Source organism: Terriglobales bacterium, from assembly GCA_035573675.1.
Taxonomy (GTDB): Bacteria; Acidobacteriota; Terriglobia; order Terriglobales; family Acidobacteriaceae; genus DATMAB01.
In genome coordinates, this window is the sequence record DATMAB010000020.1 from 1 (window position 1) to 25,605 (window position 25,605).

23 protein-coding genes are annotated in these 25,605 nt (G+C 63.1%); 8 read left to right on the forward strand and 15 right to left on the reverse strand.

All coding sequences use genetic code 11. The features are described from left to right. Both VNK82_09305 and VNK82_09310 read right to left on the reverse strand, forming a co-directional pair. A partial coding sequence (locus VNK82_09305; protein ID HXE91146.1) for a TrbI/VirB10 family protein occupies positions 1-802 on the reverse strand: 802 nt, incomplete at its 3' end. 175 nt (positions 803-977) lie between these two features. Then, positions 978-1,400 (reverse strand): YkvA family protein, encoded by a 423-nt coding sequence (locus VNK82_09310; protein HXE91147.1) that lies wholly within the window; start codon positions 1,398-1,400, stop codon positions 978-980. A 298-nt stretch (positions 1,401-1,698) separates the two neighbouring features. On the opposite strand from VNK82_09310, the gene VNK82_09315 reads away from it, so the two are divergent. Then, complete coding sequence (locus VNK82_09315; protein ID HXE91148.1) at positions 1,699-3,159, forward strand: tetratricopeptide repeat protein; 1,461 nt, start codon at positions 1,699-1,701, stop codon at positions 3,157-3,159. Here VNK82_09315 and VNK82_09320 read toward each other — a convergent pair. The 6 genes from VNK82_09320 to VNK82_09345 all read right to left on the reverse strand — a co-directional run bounded on the left by VNK82_09320 (position 3,156) and on the right by VNK82_09345 (position 10,103). Then, a complete protein-coding gene (locus VNK82_09320; protein HXE91149.1) occupies positions 3,156-4,277 on the reverse strand; it encodes a tetratricopeptide repeat protein in 1,122 nt (373 codons plus the stop codon). The two genes, VNK82_09315 and VNK82_09320, sit on opposite strands and share 4 nt — an antisense overlap. A gap of 113 nt (positions 4,278-4,390) precedes the next feature. After that, positions 4,391-5,839: a prolipoprotein diacylglyceryl transferase family protein gene (locus VNK82_09325; protein ID HXE91150.1), complete on the reverse strand. Its 1,449-nt coding sequence runs from the start codon at positions 5,837-5,839 to the stop codon at positions 4,391-4,393. A 129-nt stretch (positions 5,840-5,968) separates the two neighbouring features. Then, a complete protein-coding gene (locus VNK82_09330) occupies positions 5,969-6,802 on the reverse strand; it encodes an HAD-IIB family hydrolase (GenBank protein HXE91151.1) in 834 nt (277 codons plus the stop codon). Then, a complete protein-coding gene (locus VNK82_09335) occupies positions 6,799-7,500 on the reverse strand; it encodes a hypothetical protein (GenBank protein ID HXE91152.1) in 702 nt (233 codons plus the stop codon). The genes VNK82_09330 and VNK82_09335 overlap by 4 nt, the downstream gene beginning before the upstream one ends. Then, positions 7,484-8,812 (reverse strand): cell wall biosynthesis glycosyltransferase, encoded by a 1,329-nt coding sequence (locus tag VNK82_09340; protein HXE91153.1) that lies wholly within the window; start codon positions 8,810-8,812, stop codon positions 7,484-7,486. Before VNK82_09340 ends, VNK82_09335 begins: the two co-directional genes overlap by 17 nt. A gap of 40 nt (positions 8,813-8,852) precedes the next feature. Beyond that, positions 8,853-10,103 carry a hypothetical protein gene (locus VNK82_09345; GenBank protein HXE91154.1) on the reverse strand — a complete coding sequence of 417 codons (1,251 nt, stop codon included), beginning with the start codon at positions 10,101-10,103 and terminating at the stop codon, positions 8,853-8,855. A 366-nt stretch (positions 10,104-10,469) separates the two neighbouring features. Between VNK82_09345 and VNK82_09350 the strand changes: the two genes are divergently transcribed. Then, entirely contained in the window at positions 10,470-10,820 is a 351-nt protein-coding gene (locus VNK82_09350) for a PilZ domain-containing protein (protein ID HXE91155.1), read from the forward strand. 135 nt (positions 10,821-10,955) lie between these two features. After that, a complete protein-coding gene (locus tag VNK82_09355) occupies positions 10,956-11,726 on the forward strand; it encodes an enoyl-ACP reductase (GenBank protein HXE91156.1) in 771 nt (256 codons plus the stop codon). Between the two features lie 98 nt (positions 11,727-11,824). On the opposite strand, the gene tsaE is transcribed toward VNK82_09355, so the two are convergent. The 3 genes from tsaE to VNK82_09370 form a co-directional block, all read right to left on the reverse strand. Further along, complete coding sequence (tsaE, locus tag VNK82_09360) at positions 11,825-12,253, reverse strand: tRNA (adenosine(37)-N6)-threonylcarbamoyltransferase complex ATPase subunit type 1 TsaE (protein ID HXE91157.1); 429 nt, start codon at positions 12,251-12,253, stop codon at positions 11,825-11,827. Positions 12,254-12,555: 302 nt separating this feature from the next. Further along, positions 12,556-14,136, reverse strand: coding sequence for an NAD(P)H-hydrate dehydratase (locus VNK82_09365; protein ID HXE91158.1), 1,581 nt, complete (start codon positions 14,134-14,136; stop codon positions 12,556-12,558). Between the two features lie 10 nt (positions 14,137-14,146). After that, positions 14,147-15,169, reverse strand: a complete 1,023-nt coding sequence (locus VNK82_09370; GenBank protein HXE91159.1) for a potassium channel protein — start codon at positions 15,167-15,169, stop codon at positions 14,147-14,149. A gap of 567 nt (positions 15,170-15,736) precedes the next feature. On the opposite strand from VNK82_09370, the gene VNK82_09375 reads away from it, so the two are divergent. The 3 genes from VNK82_09375 to VNK82_09385 are packed head-to-tail and all read left to right on the forward strand — an operon-like array spanning position 15,737 to position 17,927. Then, positions 15,737-16,189, forward strand: a complete 453-nt coding sequence (locus VNK82_09375; protein ID HXE91160.1) for a hypothetical protein — start codon at positions 15,737-15,739, stop codon at positions 16,187-16,189. A 35-nt stretch (positions 16,190-16,224) separates the two neighbouring features. Beyond that, positions 16,225-16,965, forward strand: a complete 741-nt coding sequence (locus VNK82_09380) for a hypothetical protein (GenBank protein HXE91161.1) — start codon at positions 16,225-16,227, stop codon at positions 16,963-16,965. 38 nt (positions 16,966-17,003) lie between these two features. After that, on the forward strand, positions 17,004-17,927 hold the full coding sequence (locus VNK82_09385) for a hypothetical protein (protein ID HXE91162.1): 924 nt from the start codon (positions 17,004-17,006) through the stop codon (positions 17,925-17,927). 13 nt (positions 17,928-17,940) lie between these two features. On the opposite strand, the gene VNK82_09390 is transcribed toward VNK82_09385, so the two are convergent. Both VNK82_09390 and rlmN read right to left on the reverse strand, forming a co-directional pair. Further along, entirely contained in the window at positions 17,941-18,411 is a 471-nt protein-coding gene (locus VNK82_09390; GenBank protein ID HXE91163.1) for a GNAT family N-acetyltransferase, read from the reverse strand. Between the two features lie 98 nt (positions 18,412-18,509). Further along, a complete protein-coding gene (rlmN, locus tag VNK82_09395) occupies positions 18,510-19,631 on the reverse strand; it encodes a 23S rRNA (adenine(2503)-C(2))-methyltransferase RlmN (GenBank protein ID HXE91164.1) in 1,122 nt (373 codons plus the stop codon). A 150-nt stretch (positions 19,632-19,781) separates the two neighbouring features. Here rlmN and VNK82_09400 point away from each other — a divergent pair, with 150 nt between their 5' ends. Both VNK82_09400 and VNK82_09405 read left to right on the forward strand, forming a co-directional pair. Next, positions 19,782-21,059 carry a pitrilysin family protein gene (locus VNK82_09400; protein HXE91165.1) on the forward strand — a complete coding sequence of 426 codons (1,278 nt, stop codon included), beginning with the start codon at positions 19,782-19,784 and terminating at the stop codon, positions 21,057-21,059. 325 nt (positions 21,060-21,384) lie between these two features. Further along, positions 21,385-21,867 carry a prepilin-type N-terminal cleavage/methylation domain-containing protein gene (locus VNK82_09405; protein ID HXE91166.1) on the forward strand — a complete coding sequence of 161 codons (483 nt, stop codon included), beginning with the start codon at positions 21,385-21,387 and terminating at the stop codon, positions 21,865-21,867. A 120-nt stretch (positions 21,868-21,987) separates the two neighbouring features. On the opposite strand, the gene VNK82_09410 is transcribed toward VNK82_09405, so the two are convergent. Both VNK82_09410 and VNK82_09415 read right to left on the reverse strand, forming a co-directional pair. After that, positions 21,988-23,751 (reverse strand): tetratricopeptide repeat protein, encoded by a 1,764-nt coding sequence (locus tag VNK82_09410; GenBank protein ID HXE91167.1) that lies wholly within the window; start codon positions 23,749-23,751, stop codon positions 21,988-21,990. Positions 23,752-23,823: 72 nt separating this feature from the next. Further along, the gene (locus tag VNK82_09415) at positions 23,824-25,572 is read right to left on the reverse strand and encodes a tetratricopeptide repeat protein (GenBank protein ID HXE91168.1); all 1,749 of its coding nucleotides are present in this window, start codon (positions 25,570-25,572) and stop codon (positions 23,824-23,826) included. Between the last annotated feature and the right edge of the window lie 33 nt (positions 25,573-25,605).

The window sequence follows — 25,605 nt, forward strand, 5'->3', positions numbered from 1 at the left end:
CGGTGGTACCCGCCACGCTGCCGCCCACGGCACCGGTGGTGCGAGTCGCGGTATCCACAGTTGCCCCAGCGACGTTGCCAACGGTGTTCGTGGTCGCCCCGAGCGTGCTGCCGACCGTGGAGGTAGCGCCGCCCAGCAACCCGCCGCCCGACGCACGGCCTTGCCCGGAGGCTCCGGCCGTTGTCCTGGCACCGCCTGCTCCCGAGGACATGATGGGTTCATCGGCCATCATCGTGGTCGAGGAGACAGCGCTCTCCGCCGCCGCTACCGCTTGGATCGTGGCATCGAGCGGAATCTCGCGGCCGTCTTTCAGCAGGGCGCGTTCGAAGACGATGCCCAGCTCGGACTGTGAATCGGCTTTTCCCTTCTCACGGACTTGTGCCTTGGTGACTTTGCCGATCAGCTTCGAACCCCGAGGAATCACAACTTGTCCCTCGGACTTGACGTCCTGCGTGGTCTTGGCCTCAACCCGGTCGCCTTCCTTGTTCTTGCCGGCACTGATGGACTTCGTCAGAGTGGCATCGATGACCGTACCGCTGGCGAGGGTGGCCGAACCGCGACCTGCTTTCGCCGAGACGGACGCATCCGCGGAACCGCTCGCCGAAGCCTTGGCATCCTTCTTCGGCTTTTCCGGGGACGGCTCCTGGCCGGCTGCAGCCTGCTGCGACGCCGCTGTCGAGGTGCTCGACCCCACTTGCGCCCCGGACTTCCCTGCCGAAGCGGAAGTGTTGCTTGTGCCAGCGGCTGTGCTCTTCGCTTCCGCTTCGGTTTGCGCTGCGGCAACCCCGAGCGAAAGTACCATTACGAATAGCATCATTGCGAAGCGCTTCATTACTCTGTGACCTCCCGAGTCTCGTCCCGGGGGATGGGACGGATATCCAGTAGCTGGGAGGTTGAGATGCAGCCAGGGCCATTGCGGGTTGACCCGCGAGGGGCACAACTCGCTGTGTCAACGACTTAGACAGGCTGGAAGGGGCTCATTCCAGGGCAGCTTCTTCCCAACGTCGAAAACGCTGCAGGTCGGTCCGAACGGAATGCAGTACCCAGGCGACGATGGTGGCATCGTCCAGGTAGCCGACGATGGGCAGGGCGTCGGGGACGACATCCAGCGGATTCACGAAGTAGACCAGGGCTCCCAGCAGCGCCACGACCGTCCGCCAGGGGACGCTGGTGTAGCGACGGCTACGCCACGAGCGCAGAAGGCGCAGGGCGGTTGTGAAATCGGACCACAGGCTGCCGAATACGCCGCGACGTCGTTCGGCCTTGCGTTCGGCATCTTCCAGCAGCCGGCGCGCACGCTCGGGGTCCTGCGCGTACGACTCGGCCGCCTTTGTGGCCCGACGCAGTCCCCGTCCCAATTCTCCTGACACCATCCGCTCCTTGCGGCAGGCTGGCCGCACAACTCGTATTATGCACTGCCTCCAGCGCAGGCGCTACGTTGCGGACACCAGGCGGAAATCGCCCAGTTGTGGCGACCGCTAGACGCGTGCCGCACACTTTTTCGATAATGTCCGCACTCGTTTCCTGGAGGTCAAAGTGAGAGCGTGGACTCTTTTTTTCTTGTGCATCCTCTGGTCTTCGCCGGCCCTGCGAGCCGACGAGGGCCATGACCATGGGCCGGACGGACGGGAAAAAATCGGCCGCGTCACATTCCCGGTCTCCTGTTCGGCAGAAGCCAGGCAGGAATTCGGCCGCGCGGTGGCTCTCCTGCATTCGTTCTGGTACGAAGAAGCGGAAAAAGCATTCCGCGCTATCGCAGAAAAGGATCCAAAGTGCGCGATGGCGCACTGGGGCGTGGCCATGACCAATTTCCGCCCGCTCTGGTATCCCACCGATCGAAGCACGCGCGAGAAGATGCACGAAGAATTGGTAAAGGCCGAGAGCCTGAAGCCGCGTACCGCGCGTGAGCGTGACTACATCGCAGCCCTACTCACCTACTTCCGTAATCCCGAGCGCACGGACCACCCGGCGCTTATGGTGCAGTACGAGCAGGCGATGGAGAAACTGCACCAGCGCTATCCGCGCGACAAGGAAGCCGCCATCTTCTACTCCCTGGCGCTACTGGGGACGGCGCAGGCCCAGCCCCCGGACAAGAGCTATGCGCGACAGAGAAAGGCCGGCGCCATCCTGGAGCCGCTGTTCGCCGCCCAGCCCGATCATCCCGGCCTGGCCCACTACTTGATTCACTCCTACGACTTTCCGACGCTGGCGGCGCAGGGACTGAACGCAGCACGGCGCTACGCCCGAATCGCGCCCGCAGTACCGCACGCCCTGCACATGCCCTCGCACATCTTCATCCGTCTGGGCATCTGGGACGATGCCATCGCTTCCAACCGCGCATCGGCGGAAGCGGCGCGCGTCTACGCGCGCAGCCGCGGCTGGGAGGGCGCCTGGGACCAGCAACTGCACGCCATGGACTATCTCGCTTACGCGCACTTGCAGAAAGGAGAGCAGGGCGAGGCGGAGCGCGTGCTTGACGAACTGCAGGGCATTCAGACGGGCATTCCCATGAGCATCACCTCGCACTACGCCTTCGCAGCGATCCCGGTGCGTCTGGCCATGGAGTCGCGCCGGTGGGAACAGACGGCAAACCTTCAGCCGCGCGCGGACGCCAGCCCCTGGGCGGCGGCGATGGTGCACTGGGCTCGTGCCGTGGGCGCCGCACGGAGCGGCAAGCTGGAGGCGGCTCGCCAGAACCTGGCCACGCTCACCGCGCTGCGCGACCAGCTTCGCCAATCGAAAGTGCCCTTCTGGACCGATCAGACCGAGGTCTTGCACCTGAGCGCTGCCGCGTGGGTATCCCAGGCTGAGGGCAAGGCACAGGAGGCGGAACGGCTCATGCGCGCCGCCGCCGATCTCGAGGATTCGACCGACAAGCATCCGGTCACGCCCGGCGCCATCACGCCCGCGCGCGAGATGCTCGGAGACCTTCTGCTGGAGCTGAAACGTCCGAAGGAGGCTCTCGCGGAATACCAGGCGTCGCTCAAGAACGCGCCCAACCGCTTCAACGGCCTGTATGGAGCCGCGCGCGCAGCGGAACAGGCGGGCGATACCTCTCTGGCCCGAACCTTCTACAACCGCCTGCTGGAAACGTGCGGGAAGGAGAATACGGAGCGCAAGGAACTCGACGCCGCGCGGAGTTTCATCGCCATGCGCTAGCGGCCCTTGGCGCGGGCGGCGTTGACCTTGGCCAGCAGATCGCGGGCCGGCTGGCGGAACGGGCTGTTGATTTCTGCGGCCTGCATCAGCGCCTGTCGCGCTTCCGTCAGCCGGTTCAGTTTGGCGTAGGCGAAGCCCAGATAGTACAGACATTCGGCATACGCTCCGGCTTCGTTCTTGAGCGCGCTCGAGGCTTTTTGCAACTCGGCGATGGCCGCTGCCGTGTTCCCCTGGTTGAGCAGCGCCTTCCCCAGCGCGGTGTGCGCGGTACCCGCCAGCAGCGCGCGCTGCGGGTCGGCGGCCGCGTCTTTGTCGGCGAGTGTCACCGCCTTGCGTCCGTACTCGACGCCGCGTGCGGCCGTCTTGGGATCGGAACCGAAACTGTCCGCCAGCAGCACCAGCACGGGAACGCTTTCCGGGTTCGCCTGCAGCGTCTTCTCCGCGTACGCGATCAAGCGGGTGCGGTCGTTCAGTTGCTGCAGCGCGATCATGGCGAACTGGGCCACCTGCTCCTCGAACTTCGATCCCGGAAACGCCGGTGTGAAGCGTTCGATCAGGGCCATGCGCCTGGCCGGACTCTCTTCATTGGCGATGCCGTTGAAGGCCACGCTTTCCAGATAGTCATAGGACGGCTTGTGCTGCAGGCGCAACTCCTCGACGCGGTTGCGGAAATGCTCGTCCGTCATGCCTTCCGGTTTGTGCTTCTCCAGATTGTTGTACAGCTCGCCGCCGCGCGCCGCATACTCCACGATGCGCGTATTGTCCTTGGTCTGCATGGCGGCCGTCACCTGGGCCATGATCAGGTCGAGATTGTTGGGCATGGCTTCCAGCGCCTTGTCGCCGTGCGCGAGGGCGGCCTGTGCGTCGCCCCGCGCCAGAGCCAACTCCGCCAACTGTGAGTGTCCGTAGGCCACGGCGGCGGCATTGGACGAGAAGTTCTGCACAAACTCTTCCAGCATTTGCACTTTTTTCTGCGTGTCCGCTTCCTGATTGATTTGCTGGATGGCGGCATCCTCAGGGGTACCGGCAGGAATGATGATCTGTCCCAGCTGCGCCGTTGCCGGCGTGGTCGCCACCAGCAGCAGGAGCACGAGGGTCAACCCGCTCAAGGGGCGCATGGGAACCTCCACGAGGTGACGGTCGACAATCGGCGGGCATGGTAGCGCTGTTTGTCGATCCCGTGCAAGACACTCGGCTGAATCAACGCCAAGCGCGCAACTCTTTTCGACCCTTACTTCCGGCCGGTTCTCTTTTGCGCAACCACCAGCCCGCGCGGCGTGGGCAACAGCACAACGGAGATGAGGCCCTCCTGCTCCATGCGCAGCGCGGCTTCGCGTACTACGCGCAGGTGTGAACTCGCGTCGTGCATGAGGATGAGACCGGTGGGATTGATCTGCGGCAGAAAGCGCCGCACTTCCTGCTCGCGGATGGGCGGATCGCTGTCGCTGAAAAACAAGTCGATCCTCCCGTCGACCTCGAGCTCCAGACTGGCCTGGTTCCGGCAGTCGACCCAGGGCAGCAGCCCCGCAGTTTGCAGTCGTTCCCGGGCTTTCGCGAACACCACGGGATCGTGCTCGCAGGTGATGACCTTGCCGAAACCGTTCTGCTTCAGCCCTTCGGCGATCCACAAGGTGCTTGCGCCCATGAAGCTGCCGGTCTCGACCACCAGGCTCGGCTTCACGGTGGTGACCAGGCACTTGAGGAACTCCAGCACTTCGACCTCGGCCGTCATGGAGTCGTACATGCGCCAGCGCTCCGGATGCGGACACTCGGGCGTCGCGCGGTGATATTCGGGCTGCATCTTGGTTCCGTGCTCGCCGGCATGCTGCGCGATGCGGTGCTCCGCCTTGACCGCCTTGAACCGCCGCCGCACCACCGCCAGCAGCGTGATTCCTGCAATCATCGACAGCAGGCTCACGGCCTGCGCGTTGGTCAGGCCAAAGAACGACCGCGGGTTGATGCGGATGAACTCCACCAGAAAGCGCGCCAGCCCGCTCAGCACGAAGTATTGCGCCGCCACTTCACCTACGGGGCGCGGCTGCAGCAGCACCTTGGCTCCCACCCGCCACAAGTAGTAGAAGATCACCACGCCTGCGAGGAATTCATAGATGGGCGTCGGGTGCACGCGCTCGGTCGTCGGTACCAGGCCGTGGGGAAAACTCATGCCCCAGGGCAGCGAAGTGGGGATGCCGTAGTCGCCGTCGCCCGAGAGCAGGCAGCCGATGCGTCCGACGGCGTATCCCAGCGCCACGGCGGGCGTGGTCACATCGAGCATCACCGGCAGCGGCATTTTGTAGTGCCGCGCCAGCAGAACTACGGTAATCACCCCTCCGATCGCCGCTCCATACCAGGCGAATCCGCTGGAGCTGAACAAGCGTCCCACCGGATCAGCGAACAGCTCGGCCGGTGTCTCCAGCACGTGGTAGAGCTTGGAGCCAACCAGACCCGCGGCCGCCAGCCACAGCGCGATGTTCAAAGCGTCCGCCGAAAGCTTGCGTCGCTTCAAGTCGGCTTCCAGCGCCTTGTAGCCGCACACCAGCCCCAGCCAAACCATCAGGCCGTAGGTGCCCAGCTTGAGAGGGCCGATTTCGATAAAGGGGATCAGGTGCGTCCTCGCGACATTATCAGCAGTATAAGGGACGGCGTTGTATTGCCCGGCCTCAGCTTTCCAGGCGCGCACCGGTCTGAGTGTCGAAGAGATGCAAGGTTAGGTCCATCAGCCAGACGGCGCGAGCGAACTCCGGCACGCAGATGATGTTCCGGTTGATCGGGTCAATGTCAACGACACCCGGCCGGAAGGTTCAGGATGTCAGGACGACAGCAGCCCGAGCACAGCGCTGTTCCATCCCTCAGGCCCCGGCGCATCGCCGCGCATGATCTTCGGCAGCCGAGCGAGCACCTGGGCGTCGAACTCTCCTTCCGGGTTCGGCAACAGAAAGGCCTGGTCGACGGCCGCCAACATCGGCAGGTCATTGGCGCTGTCGCCCAGAGCGACCGACCGCAGACGAACGTGGGATGCGGCGCGATACAGATCCATCAGTTTGCGCACCGCCTTGCCCTTGTCACTGCCGGCAAACAGATGATGGAAGCGTCCGCCGCGCGCCACCTCAAGCCCATGTTCCCGCGCCAGTTGCAGAAGTTTTTTCTCTGCCTTCGAATCCGATCCGGCGAAGAAAAACGGTTCGTCGAAGTCCCTGCGTTTGGCCAATGCTGCCTGGCGCAGGTCGAGTCCGGTGTTAGCGGCGACCTCGCGCGCACTCATCTGGTGGAAGCCGACCACCTCGGCGCCGGCTTCGGCCGCGATTTCCTTTAGTTGCTCGATCATCTGTTCGTACGGCTTTCCCAGCGCCAGGCAGTGGTAACGGCCCAGCCGGATCTCGCCGGGAACTTTTCGCTTGAAGTATTCCTGGGGGATGAACACGCCGGCGCCGTTCTCGGAAATGAAAGGATGCGGATTGCGCAGGCGCCTCCTCAAGTCCTCGATCTCGGCCCGTGTCTTGCTGCTGCAAAAGACCAGCGGAATAGACCGCCGTTCCAGCTCCTCCAGCGCCGGCTGGGCCGCTGACCACGAATAGGTGTGATGGTCGAGCAGCGTCCCGTCGAGATCGGTGAACACGACGTAGCGCGGCGCCAGCGGGCTCACAAGTGCCGGAAGACCTCTTCTTCCTTCTCGCCCGGGCGCATCCTTCCCTCCAGCCACTCGCGAGCCATGTCGCGTCCGGCCAGGCCGAAGGCGATGGCCAGCGCGATCACGATTCCGGCAAACAGAATAGCGAAGGCGACCAGCAGCGCCGTGCGTCCGATGCGCAACTGCTCCAGCGCAATCACTACCGTCAGGCTCAGCACCAGCACGCGCACGATGCCGGCCACCAGCCGCGCTCCCCACCACTGCGCGTTCACCGCCGCCAGCAGGGCGCTGCGCGCCAGGAACTTGGCCACCAGCACTCCCAGCAGCAGCACCAGCAAGGCCGTGATCAGGTCGGGGACGTAGTTGACGAAGCGCACCACCAGGCTGTGGGTCATCTCCGTCTCGGCCGCTTCCAGCGCGATCAGGATGATCAGCACCCACAGCACGCCCTGCAGCAGGCGCGCGGCGAAATCGCTGGGCGCGCGGAACAGGCCGCTGCGGGCCACGATGCTGCCCAGTTCGGTTTCCATCATCATGCGGTCGAAGCGCAACAGGTGCAGCAGCCTTTCGGTGATGCGGCGGGCCACGAACGCGAACGCGCCTCCGACCACCAGCACGACCAGCACGGTTACCAATCCCGGGAGAATGGCGGCGAACTGGTCCGCCAGCCGCTGGAATGGGATCAGGAACGCCTTTTCAATCAGCGATTGCACGTGACTCCTCCTTCTCTGCCTTCTCCACCTTCTCCGTCTTCTCCGGTGGCGGCGTGCCGGACCAGCGCGCCAGCAGATAGGGCTTTTCTTGCTCGAATATCCTGCATAACTGTTCGATGCGGTCTTCGACCTGAACCGCATTGCTCTCCCGCACCTCGATCACGAAGGATGCCGTCCGCCCCAGGTATAGCGGCACCAGCGATTGCATGAGATGGTCGCGATCCATCTTCTTCTGATGGTGCGCCGCCGCGAACTCGTAGATCAGCCGTACCCACAGCACGTCCGGGATGCGGAAGTTCTCGCCATCGACCCTGGCCCAGGCTGCCAAAGACTCGAGCGTCTCCGGCGAAAGGAACACCTTGTACACCTCCGCCAGGTCGCGCACGCCCTGCGCGTAGGCGCGGATCATGCGGTTGACGTCGACCGTGATGGGCTCGACGCCCACGTCGAACGGAAAACCGAACATCGGCACCGATTCCCCTGTCTTGGGTTCCTTCCACACCGCCTCGTAGCTTCCCATCAGGGAGAACAACGAGCCCACGACCTGGCGAAACATGGCCGTCAGGTCGGCTCCGGGATCCTTGGCGTCGTGCAGTTTGGCGCCCAGGTAGGACTGCCCGATGCGGAACCCATCGCCCATCGCCGTGACCGTCATCCAGATGTCGATCCCGAAGCGCGCCACGTCGGTCTCCCACACGTCCTTGGTCAGATAGTGCGCCGCCAGGCGTCCGGAGAAACCGAAGTCTCCTCCGATGGGCTGCCGCACGCTCTTGCCGAACAGGGTGCGGGTCAGTGGATAGATGATGCCGTTGGTGATGGTGCCGTCGTACTTGTGGCGCAGGTAGTAGGGCGCGACGAAGTCGATGTTGCGCTCCAGCACCGGGCGCACCAGCAGGTCCACCCAGTGGGGCGTGATGCTGCGCAGATCCGAGTCCACTACCAGGCAGGCCTTGGCGTTCAACTGACGGGCCACTTCGAAGATGGTGCGAAACGCGCTGCCCTTCCCCGGAATCCCGTGGTAGGGCGTGCTCAGCCGCTGCACCGGACGCACCGGGTGCGCCACCAGCAACAGCGATTCCGTGTCCACCTCCGCCTTCAGCACTACCTCCGGCGTGCCGTCCTTGGAGGCGCCGTCGGAATTCACCAGGATGGACCGCCGGTCGGGGAAATACTTCGCCAGTCCCGCGGCTACGGCGCGCACCACATGTCCGATGGTGCGGGCGTTGTTGTAGCTGGGAATACCGGCGACGATGTCCGTCTCGCCGATCTCCTTCAGGCGAGTCTCCAGTTCGGCCGGCAGGAAGGCTTCCACGCTTCCTCTCCTTCACAGGCTGCGAGCCCGGGGACCGCGGCTAAGCCGAAGCCGCCAGCGGCTCGCGCTTGCGGGCCACGAACTCCGGGTTGTCCGCGTCCACCGCCTCCGACAACGCGCCCAGGAACCCGGGCAGCGCCGAGGTGATGCGGTTCCAGTTGGGGATCAGCGGCGCGCCCAGGGGATCGGCAAAGTACTCGTCGGCCGCGACCTTCAGCGCCTGGGCGAAAGTCTCAACCGCCGTCTCTTCTTCGTGCCGATCGAATACCAGGTCGTTGATCATGGCGTCGGCGTGGTAGCGCGTGATGCTGTCCTCCGCCTTGCGCACGTAGCGTACCTGCAGGGTCTGCATGTGTCCCGTGTCAAAGCTCGCTCCCTCCGCCGCCAGAATGCGGAACAGCGCTTTGGCGATATCCACCGACATCTTCATGAGTCCTCGCGATGGATCGCCCTGCGACAGATCCTGATGCTTATGTTCGTAGTTGTCCGCGATATCCACCTGGCACACCCGCTTGATCGAGCAGTTACGGTAGATTTCTGCCAGCACTCCTACTTCGAGACCCCAGTCCGAGGGGATGCGGTTCACCCGCGCCAGGTCCGCCTGCATGGCGAACTCGCCGGCCAGCGGATAGCGGAAGCTGTCCAGGTACACCAGGAACGGCACGTGACCGAAAATGGACTGCAGCGCGCGCACCAGCGGAGTGACGAACAACCGCGTCACCCGCCCGTGCATGCGGTCGCTCACCCGCGCGTAGAACCCTTTACAGAACTCGAAGTTGATGTTCGGATTCACCACCGGGTAGCACAACCGCGCCAGCATACGCCGGTCGTAGTTCACGATGTCGCAGTCGTGCAGCGCGATGCAACCCGCCCGGCGGCTGGCCAGCGCATACCCGTACGCCATCCAGCAGGACCTCCCCTTGCCGTCCGGTCCCGGCTGCAGCCCGTTCTCCTCCAGTGTTCGGTACAGGCTCTGGACGCGCTCACCGCTGTTCCACACCACCCGCACCTGTCCCGGCAGAACGTTCAACCGTTCCTTCACTTCGCGGAACTGCGCCGCCGTTGCGCCGGCCAGCGTCACGATGAACTGCTCCACATAGCGGACAGAGGAAAGCTCGCCCAGGATGCGCGCCATGGCCGGCTTTTCGAACTCGCTATACAGCGCCGGCAAGACCAGCGCGATGGGCTGTTGCTGGGCGTAGCGCTGCAACTGGGTTTCCAACACCTCCAGCTTGGCATCGCCCAACCGGTGCAGCGTGGCGATAACACCTGTCTGGTAGAAGTCCGACATGAACTGCCTCCCCGATGAAATAGGTTCTCGTGCGTCCCAGACGACGTGAGCAAGGGCGCCGCAGGATGTGGCGCAGAACGGGCTGATTCACCCGAAAGAATTGCTTCCGGTTGGATGCTACCAGCCTGAACTGCGATGCCTCAACAAAAATCGGACCGGTCCTTCCCTTTTTTGTCGCCGCACTCGTAAGGAATCTCTGCCTTCGTCCCCGGGAGCGGGTATGCACAGCACGCGGCCGGTACCAACCTGGGCACTTGGTGTAACCTCGGTGCGCGGCTAGCATCGAACCGGGTGCCGGGCCCGTTCTCCTGTTCTCACCCCAAGGGCCGGGGACAGCACATTCCGGGCACCGCGGAGAATTTCGACGTGGCGAAGGAATGGATGCAGTCGGTGATCGCCCCGCCCGAGCCTCGCGAGGACAAGCGTCGCGCCAAGCGCTTCACCATGCGTCTGCCCATCCACGTGTACTTTGACGACGGCATCGCGCGCGAGGTCACCGGCGTCACGCGTGACGTCGGCGCCGGCGGTGTCTACTTTTATCTTGATACGCCCCTCGCCACGGGCCTGGAAATCGAATACGTCGTCACCCTGCCGCGTGAACTGGTGCTGATGGACCGCGTCCAGGTGCGCTATCGCGGCCGCGTCGTGCGCAGCGAGGCCGTTCCCGGCCAGCAGATCGGCATCGCCGCCGCTAGCACGCACTTCGAGTACGTGTAGCCGCCAGCTCCTGGCTCCTAGCTCTGGTTCCGCCATCCACCGCCCCCGGCCATCTCTCCGGCCGCATGGTTTCAATCTTCAATCTCTGTGCCTCTGTGTCTCTGTGGCAGAATGGTAGGTTTTCAAGGAGCCTTCATGTTTCAACCGCTCGAGGGTCGCAATGCGGTCGTCTTCGGAGTCGCCAACAAACGCTCCATCGCCTGGGCCATCTCGCAGAGTCTGGCTAATGCCGGCGCCCGCCTGGCCGTTACGTATCAGAACGAGCGACTGGCCGAAGAAGCTCGCGACCTCATCGCCGACCTTCCCGGCGCGGAGGGCTTCCAGTGTGATGTCTCCAGCGACCAGGAAGTGGATCGCCTGTTCGGCGAGCTGCAGTCCCGCTACGGCAAGCTGCACGTGCTGGTGCATTCGATCGCGTACGCGCCTGCCGAGGAGTTGAAGGGAGAGTTCCTGAACACCACGCGTGAAGGCTTCCGTATCGCGCACGATGTCAGCGTGTATTCGCTCATCGCGCTGGCGCGCGCCGCCGCGCCGCTGATGACCGAAGGCGGCAGCATCATCACCCTCACCTATCACGGCTCCGAGCGCGTCGTGCCGCACTACAACGTCATGGGTGTGGCCAAGGCCGCGCTCGAAGCTACCGTCCGCTACCTTGCCCACGACCTCGGCAAGCGCAAGATCCGCGTCAACGCCATCTCCGCCGGACCCATCAAGACCCTGGCCGCGCGCGGCATCGCCGGCCTGGGCGACATGCTCAAGTCCCACGCCGAGCGCGCCCCGCTGGCCCGAAACGTGGACGTTGCCGAAGTGGGTTCCACGGCTCTCTTCCTGGCCTCCGACGCCTCCAGCGCCATCACCGGCGAGGTCATCTACGTGGATTGCGGCTACAACATCATGGGATTCTGAGAATTGTCGGATTTCGGAATTGTCGAATTGAAGAATCGTGTCTGAGTCTGGAAGCAATTGACAGGCGTCGCTCGCCCGCAACTCAATTCGTAAATTCGTCAATTCGACAATTCAATCCGCCGCTGGTTTTCTCCTGTCCGCGCAATCTTGATTTCAACGTCGCGGTCTCTTCGAAAACGTTCAAATTTCTCTCCCCACTCGATCAGCAGCAGGCTGCGCTCTCCCATCAGGTCATCCAGGCCCAGCGTCTCCAGTTCGCGCGGCGTGTCCACGCGATACAGATCGATGTGATACACATCAGCTTCCGGCCCGCGGAATTCGTGCACCAGCGTGAAGGTCGGGCTGGTCACGTCTTCTACCTTCGCCGCCTTGAAGCCCTCGACGATGCCTTTGATGAGTGTGGTCTTCCCTGCTCCCAGCTCGCCGGTCACCACCACGAGTTTCGGCGGACGTAGTTCGGCGGCAAGCTTCCGCCCAAGAGCCGTTGTTTCCTCCGCCGAGCCAGTCAGGATTTCCTTCGATCTCACTTGAACTCTCATTCAGCCATCATCCTGAGCGAGGCAAGCCTTCCGCGCGCAGTCTCCGGTGCGGGAAACCCGAGCGAAGGACCCCGGTGTTGCGATGGTCCGACCTCTTCAGGAAAGGCGCTTCCTTGAAGCGTTGCACCGCCAGCCCTCCCAACGCCCCAGCCCGCCCATGGCGGGCAGCATTAGAGTTAGCCCCGGGCGTAAGCCCGGGTAAGCTGCCTGAGTTCTGACAGCGCGCCCGATGGGCGTCGCCGAGCGAGCTCGCGAGCGAGGCAGCGACAATCGGGCGCGCCGCAACCACCTTATCCGCTCACTCGCACGAACTTGTCCCGCGCCCGCTCGCGCGCCACGCGAAACGCCGCTGGAAGGCACCGCAGCAGGTCGGTCGCGGTCATGACGTGCTCCTCTAACTCGTCCCGGGCCAAATCGCCGGCCAGACCGTGCAAATAGACGGCGGCAATTGAAGCCCTCTCTTTCTCCGACAGATGTTGCCCCATCAAGCCGGCGACCAGCCCGGTGAGGATGTCGCCGGTTCCTCCGCTTGCCATGCCGGGATTGCCCGTCGGGTTCACCCAGACCATACCTTCGGGCAGCGCGATCAAAGTTCTCCAGCCCTTGAGCACGACAACGCATTTGTGCTCGCGGGCAAAGTTTCGCGCCACCCCGACGCGGTCCTTCTGGATGTCCCTGGCTGAGGAGTTCGTGAGCCGCGCCATCTCTCCCGGATGCGGCGTCACTACCAGCAGTCGCTTGCTTCCATCGAGCTTCGACGCGCACCCTTCGAAAGCATTCAGCCCATCGGCATCGAGCACCACCGGCAGGTCGCACTCGGCGACCAACGTCCGCACGAACTCCGCCGACTCGGGATGCCGCGAGATACCCGGACCGATGGCCACCACGCTCTTCCCTTCCATCAGCTTGTCCATCCGCCCGTACTCTAGTGCGCGCATGGAAATTGTTCCGACTTCGGTTTCCTCCAGCGCCTCGGTCATCAACTCCGGCATGAATCCTGCCACGGTGGGCTGGATCGAGCGCGGGACCGCCACGGTCACCAGGCCGGCGCCGGCGCGCAATGCGGCCATACCGGCCATGGCTGGTGCCCCAGCCTTGCCCACCGAGCCGCCCACGATCAGGACGTGGCCAAAGTCGCCCTTATGGGCATCCGGCTCTCTCGGCAATAGAACCGTTCCGATATCGTCGGGGGTGATGACTTCCATAGCCAGCTTGGAGGTCACCGCTTCGCGCGGAGTCCCGATCTGCGCTACGACAGTTTTGAGGCATGCGAATCGATTGAACAGATGAACTGGCTTCGGTGCGGTGAAGGTTACAATTCCGCCACACTTCGCCACTAATTCTGGGTTCGGCTCGAAAGGTTCGTCCGCGCTTGCTCCGGAAGGAATATCGACCGCACACACCGCTCTTGCCGGAAGCGCATTGAGCGCTCGAATGGCAGCCGCCTGGATCCCATTCACCGGCGGCTTGAACCCGGTCCCCAGGATCGCGTCTACCAGCACCTCCGCCGCGAACACCTCTCTTGCGGATTCGCTGTTCAGTTCCTCCTCGTTCCGGGCGATTACGGCCGTAAGCGGCAGCTTCTTGTACATCTCCGCCGCATCGCCCTTCAGGTCTCCCGGGTCAGCCAGCAGCAGTACCTTCACCTGTTTCCCGGCTTCGTGCAGCTTGCGTGCGGCCACAAAGCCGTCGCCGCCGTTGTTGCCTTTGCCGCAGATGACGCCGAAGCACTGTGCCTGCGGATATTCGCGCAGAAGGAACTCCGCCACTGCTGCGCCGGCGTTTTCCATCAAGGTGAGCGAAGGCACGCCGTAGCGCTGGCTGGTGATGCGATCGATCTCGCGCATCTCGGCGGCGGTGACGATCTTCATCGGCAGGAGATCAATGGGTTACGCTGCGGCTCGGGGTCAGGGCGAGCTGCTCCAGTCGCTTCAGGTTCTCGGTCTCGCCCACCACAATCAGCGAGTCCCCGCCCAGGATGATATCGGTGGCGCTGGGGTTCACCCGCATGGCCTCGCCCGGCCGCTTGATGGCCAGGATGATGACCCCCATCTTCTGATGGATCCGCGACTCTCCGATGGTGGTGCCGGCCAGGGAGGACCCGGCAGTCACACTGAGCTCTTCAATCTCCACCTGCAGCTTGGTTTCGTCCCGGCCAACGGCGATATCCAGGAAGTCCAGCACACCCGGGCGCAGGAAGGTCTGCGCGATGCGGTGTCCGGCGAAAACGTAGGGCGAGATCACTGAGTCCGCGCCCGCCGTGAGCAGATGCTTCTCCGACCCTTCCTCGCTGGCCCGCGCAATGATTTTCAGCTTGGGATTGAGGCTGCGCGCAGTCAGGACAATGTAGATGTTGGTCGCGTCGGTGGTGGTGGCCGCCACCAGCCCGCGCGCATGCTCGATGCGCGCTTCCCGCAGCACTTCTTCTTTGGTCGCGTCGCCCACCAGCGTGGGCCAGTCCTCGGCGCAGCGCTCCGCTTTCGACTCGCTGCTCTCCACCACCACGAACGGCGCCGGCTGCGCCGCCAGTTCGCGCGCCACGCTGCGGCCGACCCGTCCAGCGCCGCAAATGATGTAGTGCCCGGAAAGCCGTCCGATCTCGCGCTCCATGCGCCGCCTTCCCAGAAAGCGTCCCAGTTCGAATTCTAGCAAAGCGGTGCTGAGCGTCCCGATGGCCGCAAACGCCAGCCCCACTCCGGAAGCGATCAAAAAGATGTTGAAGATGCGCCCCGCGTCGGAGAGCTCATGGACTTCCCGGTAGCCCACCGTGGCCAGCGTGGTCACCACCATGTACACGCTGTCCAGCCAGGACCAGCCTTCGATCAGGCGGAAACCGAGCACCCCGACGACGAACAACGCCGCCAGCGCCAAACTCAGAGTCCTCAGGATGCGAAACGGTTTCAACCGCAGCAATCTTCAGCCTCTACCACGCCCCGCGGCATCATACCGCCGGCCCCTCGCCCAGGCCAGTTACTTTCCCATGCCGAAGGTGCCCCGCGTTCGCGCCCCGCGGTTGGGCGCTAACGTGGGACCAGCAACGACCTTCGAATGCACAGCGCGCAAAGCGCGCGGCCGAGATTAGCCCGGCCCGCCCCAATCTTGAGGATGTCAAAGGGAACCTCACGGTGCCCCATGTCTACGCGATGCTTTTGCGCGGAGACATGGGAAAAACGAACGACAGAAACTCACCCGCGGAACTCTCGCAAGGTGCCCCACGTTCGCGCCCCGCAGTTGGGCGCTAACGTGGGACCGGAACGCCGCCTACACCAGTCGCTTCTCCATCCGCAGCCCGTCCACGCTCCCCTGGTAATAGCGCGGCAGCGGGTGGAGCACGGAATTGCCCGTTCCGTTTTGGGCCGCATCCAAGAACGGCACCATCAGGACGAATCGTTACTTTCGTTACTTGCGCGAGGCGAAACTGCCTGAGAGACTGCTCAACGACTACGGGAGAAAAGAATGCGCTCTATCGCCTTGACCCTCCTGCTCCTGCCGGTTTGCCTCTTCTTGGCGCGCCCGGCGGAAGCTCAGTCCTCGGTACAGTTGCCAACACTCTTTTTCTGCGACGGGGAATTCAAGACCGTGACCACGACCTTCACGCTGGACAGGAACACCATCACGGGGACGGAAGCTGTTACCGGCACCTGGCAAAACGACTTCTTCCAGGTCTGCTCGAACTTTCCGGCGAACACTGTTCTATCAGAATCGGTTTGTGCCGTTCCTAGCGCAGTGGTTCATTGGTACGTCCTCGACGACTCTCTGGGTCCGCGCGACGGCGGAGTCGGCTTTTGCAATCCCATCTATCTTTACTATCCAAAGACTCAGGCTACGTTTCAGATTCGCGCTGCCGAGGGTCTGGCCCAGCCCATCGATGTCAACATTTACACCAGCACCAGCTTAAGCACATTGATAGGCACTATCCGGTAACACCCATACTTGGACCCAAATTGCTTGTATACAAGATGTTCCCTAGCCTGAGGAACTACGGCGGTATAGCTCCATATCCCATCCAGGAGCAACAGCTCAACTTTCTCGTGGCATGCGAGAACACCCAAACCGCTGAGGTCGTGCCAAATTGCGAAGTTCAGATTATCCACACAGTGGTTCCCAATTCCGGCGGACACGACCATGACGATCCGAGCCGTCCCAAAGGCGAATTCAGTATGTTGGCGGGCAACACTGGCCCAGGTGGCTTCTTGAGTATCACCTACACGGCACCCGAACTCTCGAGTAACGTCAACGTGAACGTTTCGGGCCTTGCGAATGGGCTCCCAGCGACTCCCGAAGTCTTCGCCATTGAGGTGGGACTTGGTGGGTTGGTCGAGCTGTCTCCCAGCGACCAATACGAGCTGATTGGGAGCTTTGGGGAGCCGGGTGTCGGTTCCAGACACGTTCGCAATCACTTCGGCATGCCAGAATTCAATTTCGCCCTGAGTCGTCTAGCTGACTTGTACGTTGCAGCCTATCCCGGGGAGCGTCTGCGGTACAACGACATGAGCCTCGAGACCGGAGGCGTGTTCGACATCGGCAACAACTGGCAGCCACCACACGGCGAGCATCGCTTCGGCGTGAACGTGGACCTCGATACAGCATTCGTCAACCCAGAACAGCGACGCGAGCTACCGAGGCTCATGCGCCTTGCTGGCTTGCGAGGACCACTCGACGAGGGTGATCATTGGCACCTCACCCTGAGAGGATTCTAATGTTGACTACCAGAAGCTATTTAACCCTATGCGCAGCGATGTTGCTGACCGTGAGTTCGCTTGTGCAGCCCATGCAACTAGCGGCACAGGTGCGTGTACCGTACATTCCGGCCGATCGCGTATCCGTTACGGTCGATACCAACGTGACCTACGACGCCGCTACCGCGCTCTACACTTACGCCTACACGCTCAGCAGTGCTCCGACGAGCGAGCAGGAAGCGTGGTACTTCGCCTTGGAACTAGCGGGTGATGTGATGCCAGAGATCAAGCAGCCCACCTCGCCTGCAGGCTGGAGGTTCGGCATTCATCAAGACCAGCCTGTCGTCAGTTGGGCGGCAACCGAGGGACCTCCACCACCCGATTGGGTTGACGAAGGCCAGAACGTACCACCCAGTCCGTTCCAGCTAAAGCCGGGACAGACCCTCGCTGGCTTTTCCTTCAAGAGCCCAGACCCCCCCGCGTCCGTAAAGTTCTTCGCTCAAGGCTTCACGCCGATCCCTTCCGTCACAAGTGATGCCAGTGAACTCGGCGAAGAAATCCCCGATTGGACCGAGGACAGCTTTACCGGCATAGCTTCCGGGCCCAAGGGTCTGGTCTTGGACCAGCCATTCCTCGGCGGCCGCCGGCCTTCCGTGGACGGTTTCCTTGCCTTTCTCAATATCCACAATGACGAAACTTTGACGTCCCTCCCGGTAGCCGTCGCGGTGAAATTCTCCGTCAGTGGTGAAACCGTGGATCGCACGACCTTCCATGCCGAACTCAACGGAATGGATGTGACCAGGACCTTTCAGGAGACTGGAGGCGCAGCCGACTTGGTGGCGATCTTTGATCTTGGGTCCCCGCCACTCAAGCGAGGCCGCAACGTTCTCATCACCTCGGTAAGAGGTTTTGTGCCCGATACCAGCCGAACGGCGGACGATACAGACCGGATCACCTTCTTCGTGCCTGATTCCGTACCGTAAGAACGTAACCTCGCTACACCAGCCGCTTCTCCATCCGCAGCCCGTCCACGCTTCCCTGGTAATAGCGCGGCAGTGTTCGCAGCACGGAATAGCCGTGCCGCTTGTAGAAAGTAAGCGCGGCCAGGTTGTCCACCGCCGTCTCCAGGAAGACCATGTGGCACCCCGCCGAGCACAATCGTTCCTCCGCCGCCCGCATCAGCCGCGAGCCCAGCCCCGCGCGCCGGGCCGCCTCGCGGACGTCGAGCGTGATGATGTGCCCCGCGCCCCGACGCAGAACTTCACCCACTACGAAGCCCGCAATCACGCCGCCTTGCTCGGCTACCAAGGCAAACGCGTTCTTCTGCCCCAGGTAATACGCCAGCTCTTCGCGCGGATAGGCAATGCCCGGCGGAAAGCACTCCTGATCGATCCGCCACAGGGTTTCGAAGTCCGCCGGGCACTGGTCTCGCAAAACGAAAGTAGCGGTTTCAGCGTCGCGTTTCACAAGGCGTTTAGCAGTGGGCACATGGCATTTAGCCACGAACAGAAGTGGTCCAACCGATCAGATGCAACGCTCGCAGGCTCAATGCTAATCGCTAACTGCTAATTGCTGCCTTTCAACTGTCCGCATGCCGCGAAGATTTCCCGGCCGCGCGGCCGCCGGATGAAGGTCGGCAGCCCGGCATCGATTAACACCCGCTGGAATCCCTGCACGCGCTCGTCAGCGGGGGTAGCGAACGCGATGCCGGGCCCCGGGTTCAGCGCGATCAGGTTCACTTTGGCCCGCAATCCCCGCAACCGCTCCGCCAGTGCCCGGGCATGCTGGGGTTGGTCGTTCACGTCGTCCAGCAACACGTACTCGAAGGTCAACCGTTCCCGCGGCCGCAACGGGAACTCGTGCGCCGCCGCCAGCAGCGTTTGCAGGTTCCACTTGCGATTGATGGGCATCAGCCGCGTGCGCAGTTCGTCGTCGGGCGCATTGATGGAGATAGCCAGCTTCGGCCGCACCGGCTCCCTGCCCAGGTCATGGATGCGCGGCGCCACTCCGGCCGTAGAAACCGTCATGCGCGACTCAGCGATTCCCGCTCCCTCCGCCAGCAGCCGTACCGCCTTGATGAAGTTCTCGTAATTGAGGAAAGGCTCGCCCATCCCCATGAACACCAGGTTGATGCGCTCGCGCTTCCGCGCCACCCCCTGGTCGTCCAGCACCACCAACACCTGTCCCACAATCTCACCGGCCGTCAGATTGCGCCGCATTCCCAATTGAGCAGTCAGGCAAAACTGACAATCCACGGCGCAGCCCACCTGGCTCGAGACGCAGATCGTGGCCCGCCGCCGGCGCCGCTCTTCCGTGGTTGATTCCTTCTCAACTTCGTCTCCGGCTTCGCTGCCATCTCCGGCCTCGCCTCCGTCGCCCTCCGGCATCCACACCGTCTCGACGCTTTGGCCGTCTCCGAACGCCATCAGGTAGCGCACGGTACCGTCCTGCGCCGTGAACCTCTTCTCGATCCGCGGCTGTCCCACCTCGACCGCCTGCTCTTGAAGTCGCCGGCGCACCGCTTGCGGCAGCGTGGTCACTTCTTCCAGCCTTCCCAGCCGCTGGCCGTACAACGCCTCGTAGAGCTGGCGGCCGCGGTAGCCGGGTTCCCCGGCCTCCTCCATTAGGCCGGTAAGCTCTTGAAGATCAAGGCCTAACAGTTCGAGTTTCTTTTCCCTGGTCGGCATCTAAGTGTAGGAGGACAGGCTTGGCATCTGCTCCCCCAGATTGTACGCCCTAACCCCGGAACGGCTCGCGGCGATTCCATATAAGCTATTGATAAGGGAAGACTTAGACATCATGACGTCTCCAACGGCATATGCCACAATAAGAAGGAGATGACAGCCGAAGAAAAGCGCAATATACGCCGGCAGGCGCTGCCCAATGGACTGCTGGTCCTGACCGAGCAGATGCCACACATCCGCTCGGTATCCATCGGCATCTGGCTCAAGACGGGCTCACGCCACGAAGAATTGGCCGCCAACGGCATCTCCCATTTCCTCGAACACATGGTCTTCAAGGGTACACGCACGCGCAGCGCCGAGGACATCGCCCGTCAGATCGATGCCCTTGGCGGCCACATGGACGCCTTCACCGCCAAGGAGTGCACCTGCTTCAACGCCAAGGTGCTCGATGAGCATCTTCCCGTCGCCCTCGACGTCCTGAGCGACCTGGTGTTGAACCCCGTCTTTAACGAGCAGGATATTGCCCGCGAGCGCGGCGTCATCCTGGAAGAGATCAAGCTCGACGAAGACAGCCCCGACTACCTCGTCCACGAGATTTTCACCCAGAACTTCTGGAAGGGACATTCCCTCGGCCTGCCCATCCTGGGCACTCGCCAGACCGTACGCCGTTTCGACCGCAGCCTGGTGCTCGATGCCTACGCCCGCAATTTCCTGCCCGGCAATCTGATTGTGAGCGCAGCCGGCAACCTCGAGCACGACCATTTTGTCGACCTGGTGGCGCAGAAATTCCAGCATCTCCCCGCGGGCAGCAATGGATTCCACGACTCGGTCCCGGCCGTTTCCACAGCCATCACGCTCAGCCAGAAAAAGCTCGAGCAGGTGCAGATCTGTGTCGGTGTGCCCGCCCATCCCATTGCCCATCCCCGGCGATACGCGACCTATCTGCTCAACGTGATTCTGGGCGGCGGCATGAGTTCCCGGCTCTTCCAGAACATCCGTGAGCGCCAGGGCCTGGCCTACTCCATCTATTCCGACCTCGACTTGTACCGCGACACGGGATGTCTCTCCGTCTACGCCGGCACGTCGCCGGAAACCGCCTTGCGCGTGGTCGACGGCATCATGGACGAGTTCCGGGCGCTGAAGAACAAGCCCATCACCGAGGAGGAGTTGCAGCGTGCCAAGGGACAACTGAAGGGAAGCCTGATGCTGAGCCTGGAATCCAGCAACGCGCGCATGTCCAATCTGGCTCGCCAGGAAATGTATTTCGATCACTTCTTCGGCCTGGACGAGATCACGGCGCTCATCGAAGCCGTTACGGTCCGCGACCTGGCCGAGCTGGCCAACGAATACTTCCAGACCGGGCGCGTCTCCGCCACCGTGCTTGGCGACCTGAACGGACTTTCGCTCTCTCCCGAGCGCCTTGCCTGCTAGGCGGTATCCTGGCTGGGCCCCATCTTTATCCCATCTGCCCCAGCCCAAACTGACACTTTTTGATTTCCCGGGTGACACATTTTGTCATTCGAAGCCCACCCACAAGCGATTACCAACACCGCAAAAGGCCCCATTACTCACGGATTACTCGGCTATCTTGCTGATTACAAAAGAACTTTTGCCTATCGCCTGAAGGCTGTGGAAATCCAGTCGGCTGGAACCTGGCTTGCCAATACAGAGGAACAGCGAGCCTACCGGCTCGGCAAGAAATCTTCGCAAGCACGACAGCTAGACAAGCTAACACCTGGAGAAAAGAGGGAAACAAATGCGCAAACAGAAAGGATTCTCGCTGATCGAGTTGCTGATCGTCGTGGCGATCATTCTGATCATCGCGGCCATCGCCATCCCGAACCTGCTCCGTTCGCGAATCTCGGCGAACGAGTCTTCGGCGGTGGGCTCGATCCGCACCCTGAACACAGCGGAAGTCACTTACTCGACGACCTATCCTAACGTCGGGTTCACCTGCACCCTGGGCAACCTGGGCCCGCCGGCTCCCGGCGCCAATCCGACCTCCACGACCGCTGGCCTGATCGACAACGTGCTGGCCTCCGGTCAGAAGAGCGGCTATGGATTTGCTCTGGGTGGCTGCTCCGGCACGCCCGTGGTGACCTACAACTCGCAGGGCACGCCGGTGAGCATCGGCCAGACCGGGCAGCGCGCCTTCTGCTCCGACCAGTCGGGCGTGATTCGCTTCGCGGCTGACGGCTCGGGCACGACCTGCCTGGCGGGCACGACCGCCCTGCAGTAACGCTTCACGGCAGGCCCCCTCGTCCTGCCACAAGTTGGCGAAGTACCTGGGGGAGGGTACAAGCCAAGGGGAGCTCAGGCCTCACGCCTGGCTCCCCATTTTTATTCCCGCCGTGGCTGCTCAGCGCTCGCGTCCTGTTCCAGCTTCGAGCCGCCGAATCGCTTCCCGCGCTTGCGTCGCTTGCGTGGATCCCGGGTAACGCCGAATCTCCTCTCCAAATGCCGCCAATGCCTCTTCTGTCCTTCCCTGATTGGCGTACGCCACTCCCAGCAGAAAGTGGTATCCGGGAGCCTTGGGGCTGATTTCCAATGCCTTCTGGAGCAACCTTTGCGCTTCTTCCGCTCCGTTCTGAGCCAGCCGGATCACCGCCAGCCGGGCGTAGGTTTCGGAGACAGCCGGAGCAAACGTGATAGCCCGCCTCATTTGTTCTTCCGCCCGGACAAAATCGCCCGATTCGTAGTAGCAGATTCCCAGGTTGAAGGCAGAAAGCCATCCGGGCCGCAGCTCATCGGCCGCCTGGAAATGACGGATCGCTTCCGCCAGTTTCCCTTGATCCTTGTACGTGACCGCCAGGCTGAGCTGCGCCTTGAAGCTTCGCGGCGCTATCTCTACCGCCCGCGTGAACAACGTCAGATCGTCTTTCCAATGCAGACTTTGTTGGGCGCTCGCGAGCGCCATTGCTGCTCCCGCCAGGATTGCCAGGCCCGGCGCCAGCCACTGTGTCCTCGGCCGCAACCGAGCGTCGAGCCAGCGCCACCCCAGCCCCGCCAGCAACGCGAACCCCACGGAGGCGAGGTAGAGATAGCGGTCATGCACCAATTCGTCTTCGTTGACCAGGCGCGCGTTGAGCGCCGGCGCCAGTGCCAGCAAACCCCACAGGGCGGCGAACGCCACTCGCCAGTCACGCGACCGGCTCCACCACCAGCCGACCGCTGCGGCGCACACCGCCACCATGGCCAGCGGAATCAGTAACGCAATTCCCGGCTGCCGCACATAATCCAAGTCGTAGTAAGGGCTGAGTTCCGTCGGCCACACCAGCAGCCGAACGTAGAACGCCAGCATCTGCGGAGCCGTCAGCAACGCGGTACCGGTCGAGATCGAGGTCAGTGCTACCCAGCCCCCCAGCGCCTTCGCCCGTATCCCTACAAACGCCAGCGCGAGCACCAGGTACGGCAGCATCGACTTCGCGCCCGCGGCCATCCTGCGTGCCTGGCGAGGAAACTCTGCTGTGAAGTAGGCATGCAGGAACACCAGTGCTGCCAGGACCACGGCGACTTCCTTCGCGGCGAGCGCTCCGGCGAACAACAGCAGGGCCGCTGCCGTCCAGGCTGCCCGCTTCCCTGCAGCCTGGCGCGACTTTAGGTAACACAGGAAGGCGCCCACGAAGCCTACCGTCAGCAGCGGATCGCACACGCCGGAGATCCAGGCCACGCTCTCCACGTGGAGAGGATGCAGCGCGAATACCATCGCTCCCACCAACGCCGCCCGCCGGTCTTCCAGCAAACGCACTCCCAACCCATACACCAGCACAGTGGCCAGCAGATGAACCAGGACCGTCGTGGCATGGAACCCGCTCGCATCCAGCCCGAACAGGCTTCGGTTGGCAATAAACCACAGCAGCAGCAGCGGCCGGTAGAAGCGCGCCGGAACGCCGGGGAGGTGGCTCCAGAAGTGCTCGCTGAAAAATCGCGGCACGTTCCGCCAGGAGGTGAGGAGCGGGTTTTGCTCGATGCTCTGGTGGTCGTCGTAAACGAATCCGAAGCCGAGTGTGACCGCATAGCTCAGCGCCGTCACCAGCAGCAACACCACCAGCCAGCGGCGTTCCCTTCCGCCGGCCGGCTCGTTTCCGTCGTGTTCACGCTCTCCTGCAGCTTGGCGGATCATAGTCAATCGAACAGCAGCTCTGTGCCCAGACGGGCTTGGGCGACCTCCCCAGCCCGTGCTTCGCTGCCCAGTCTAGCGGGGGACTGAAACCCGGCGTTTCATTTCCTCGAGTTCCTGGCGCGCGGGTGAGGCCGGGTTCAACTGCAAGGCGGTTTCCCACTCGCGGCGCGCTTCGTCCTCTTGGCCCAGCCGGCTCAGCACCGTTCCCAGCGCATGGTGGAAGCCGGCCTCTCGCGGCCAGATCTCGATCGCCTTGCGCAGCGGCGTTTCCGCCTCCGGCCAGCGCCCGCTGTTCATCCGCGCCAGCCCCTGAAAGTAGTACTGGTTGGCATTCAGCGGGCGCAACTGGATGGCGCGGCTCAGTGCCTGGTCTGCCTCCTCGAAACGGCCCGATTCGAAATACGTCACGCCCATCGCGAAGTGCGTGGTCCAGTGCTGCGGGTCCAGCGCCGCCGACTCCTTGTAGAGCTGGATAGCCAGATCGGTGCGTCCGCGCTTGTGCAGCTCGTTCGCCAGATTGTCGCGCGCCAGAACGTTTCCGGGCGCGATTTCCACGCCCCGCGTGTAGAGCAGCAGGTTGCTGGCCCAGTACCCGCTTTGCGCCGCAGTCGCCGCGGCCAGGAACAGCACCAGGGCGCCGAAGGCTACGGCCTGGCCCGCGGGCAATCCGAAAACCTCAGAGCGTCCCCAGCGGATCTTCCGCAGACCCAGGGCTACCAGCATCGCGAAGCCAGCCACCGGCAGATACAGATAGCGGTCGTGTACCAGATCATGCGGATCGAAGACTGCCACACCGGCCAGGGCGGGCAGCAGCGGCAAAATCAGCCAGGCCAGGCCGCTCATCACTTTCGGACGCCGCCTCGCCCACCACCCCAGAGTGCCCGCACCTGCAATCACTCCGGCTAGTGGCAACCAGAACCCCCGGAATTCCGGGCGGGTCACCATTCCCAGATCGTAAAAGACGCCGAGCTTCACCGGCCACAGCAGGTGCTGCAGATAGAACATCGCCACCGACGGCAGCGTAAGCAGGAAATTGGCCAGTTCCGCCCATTCTGGCTGTCCTCCTCCGCGCAGCACATGCGCGCGCATGGCCAGGTAAGCCGCCGCCACCGGCAGGAATGCCGCCAGCGCGGAAAGAGCGCCTGTCACCGCTTTCCTCCGCCCAGGCTCGTGTGGGAACGCCAGCGCGTGCACCGCCGCCAGGCCCGCCACCGCCATCCCCGTTTCCTTCATCATCATGGAAAACAGAAATAGAATCAGGGAACCAGCCAGCCACAACCCTCGGCGGGGAGCATGCTCATACCAGTCCATCCAGCACAGGAAGGATGCCACTGCCAGCACCGCCATCAGCGGCTCGGTTGCGCCCGAGACCCACGCCACCCCCTCCAGGTGGACGGGATGAACGCCGAAGATCAGCGCGGTGAATCCGGCGGCGTAGCCATCGCGCAACAGGCGCTCCGCCAGCCGGTACACCAGCGCCGTGCACGCCAGCTGCGCCAGCAGTGACATCACATGCCATCCCAGCGGTTCCAGTCCGAACAGCGAGCGATTGATCAGCAGCCACACCAGGAACACCGGCCGGTAGTAGTTGCCCGGCTGGTCCGGCCAGATGTGCGCCCACACGTGCTGGCTGAAGTATTGCGGCAGGAAGCTCCATGACTGAAGAAAGGGATTGCGCACGATCTGCGTCACATCGTCGTAGACGAACTGACCCCGCAGCGTCCCGGAATACGACACCGCCGTCAGCAGCAGCGCGACGGCCAGGAAGATCCGCCCCCTGCGTTCCGAGTCCGGTCCGATCTCCGCCTCTGTTCCTGGCATGCTCTTGCTCGTCCCACCGTCTCGCGCACGATA

Coding starts and splice junctions, on each gene's coding strand:
- VNK82_09320 (HXE91149.1), bottom strand. CDS start 4,277: ATGCGCCCCTTGAGCGGGTTGACCCTCGTGCTCCTGCTGCTGGTGGCG.
- VNK82_09345 (HXE91154.1), bottom strand. CDS start 10,103: ATGTCGGACTTCTACCAGACAGGTGTTATCGCCACGCTGCACCGGTTG.
- VNK82_09355 (HXE91156.1), top strand. CDS start 10,956: ATGTTTCAACCGCTCGAGGGTCGCAATGCGGTCGTCTTCGGAGTCGCC.
- VNK82_09365 (HXE91158.1), bottom strand. CDS start 14,136: ATGAAGATCGTCACCGCCGCCGAGATGCGCGAGATCGATCGCATCACC.
- VNK82_09380 (HXE91161.1), top strand. CDS start 16,225: ATGTTCCCTAGCCTGAGGAACTACGGCGGTATAGCTCCATATCCCATC.
- VNK82_09385 (HXE91162.1), top strand. CDS start 17,004: ATGTTGCTGACCGTGAGTTCGCTTGTGCAGCCCATGCAACTAGCGGCA.
- rlmN (HXE91164.1), bottom strand. CDS start 19,631: ATGCCGACCAGGGAAAAGAAACTCGAACTGTTAGGCCTTGATCTTCAA.
- VNK82_09400 (HXE91165.1), top strand. CDS start 19,782: ATGACAGCCGAAGAAAAGCGCAATATACGCCGGCAGGCGCTGCCCAAT.
- VNK82_09405 (HXE91166.1), top strand. CDS start 21,385: ATGCGCAAACAGAAAGGATTCTCGCTGATCGAGTTGCTGATCGTCGTG.
- VNK82_09410 (HXE91167.1), bottom strand. CDS start 23,751: ATGATCCGCCAAGCTGCAGGAGAGCGTGAACACGACGGAAACGAGCCG.
- VNK82_09415 (HXE91168.1), bottom strand. CDS start 25,572: ATGCCAGGAACAGAGGCGGAGATCGGACCGGACTCGGAACGCAGGGGG.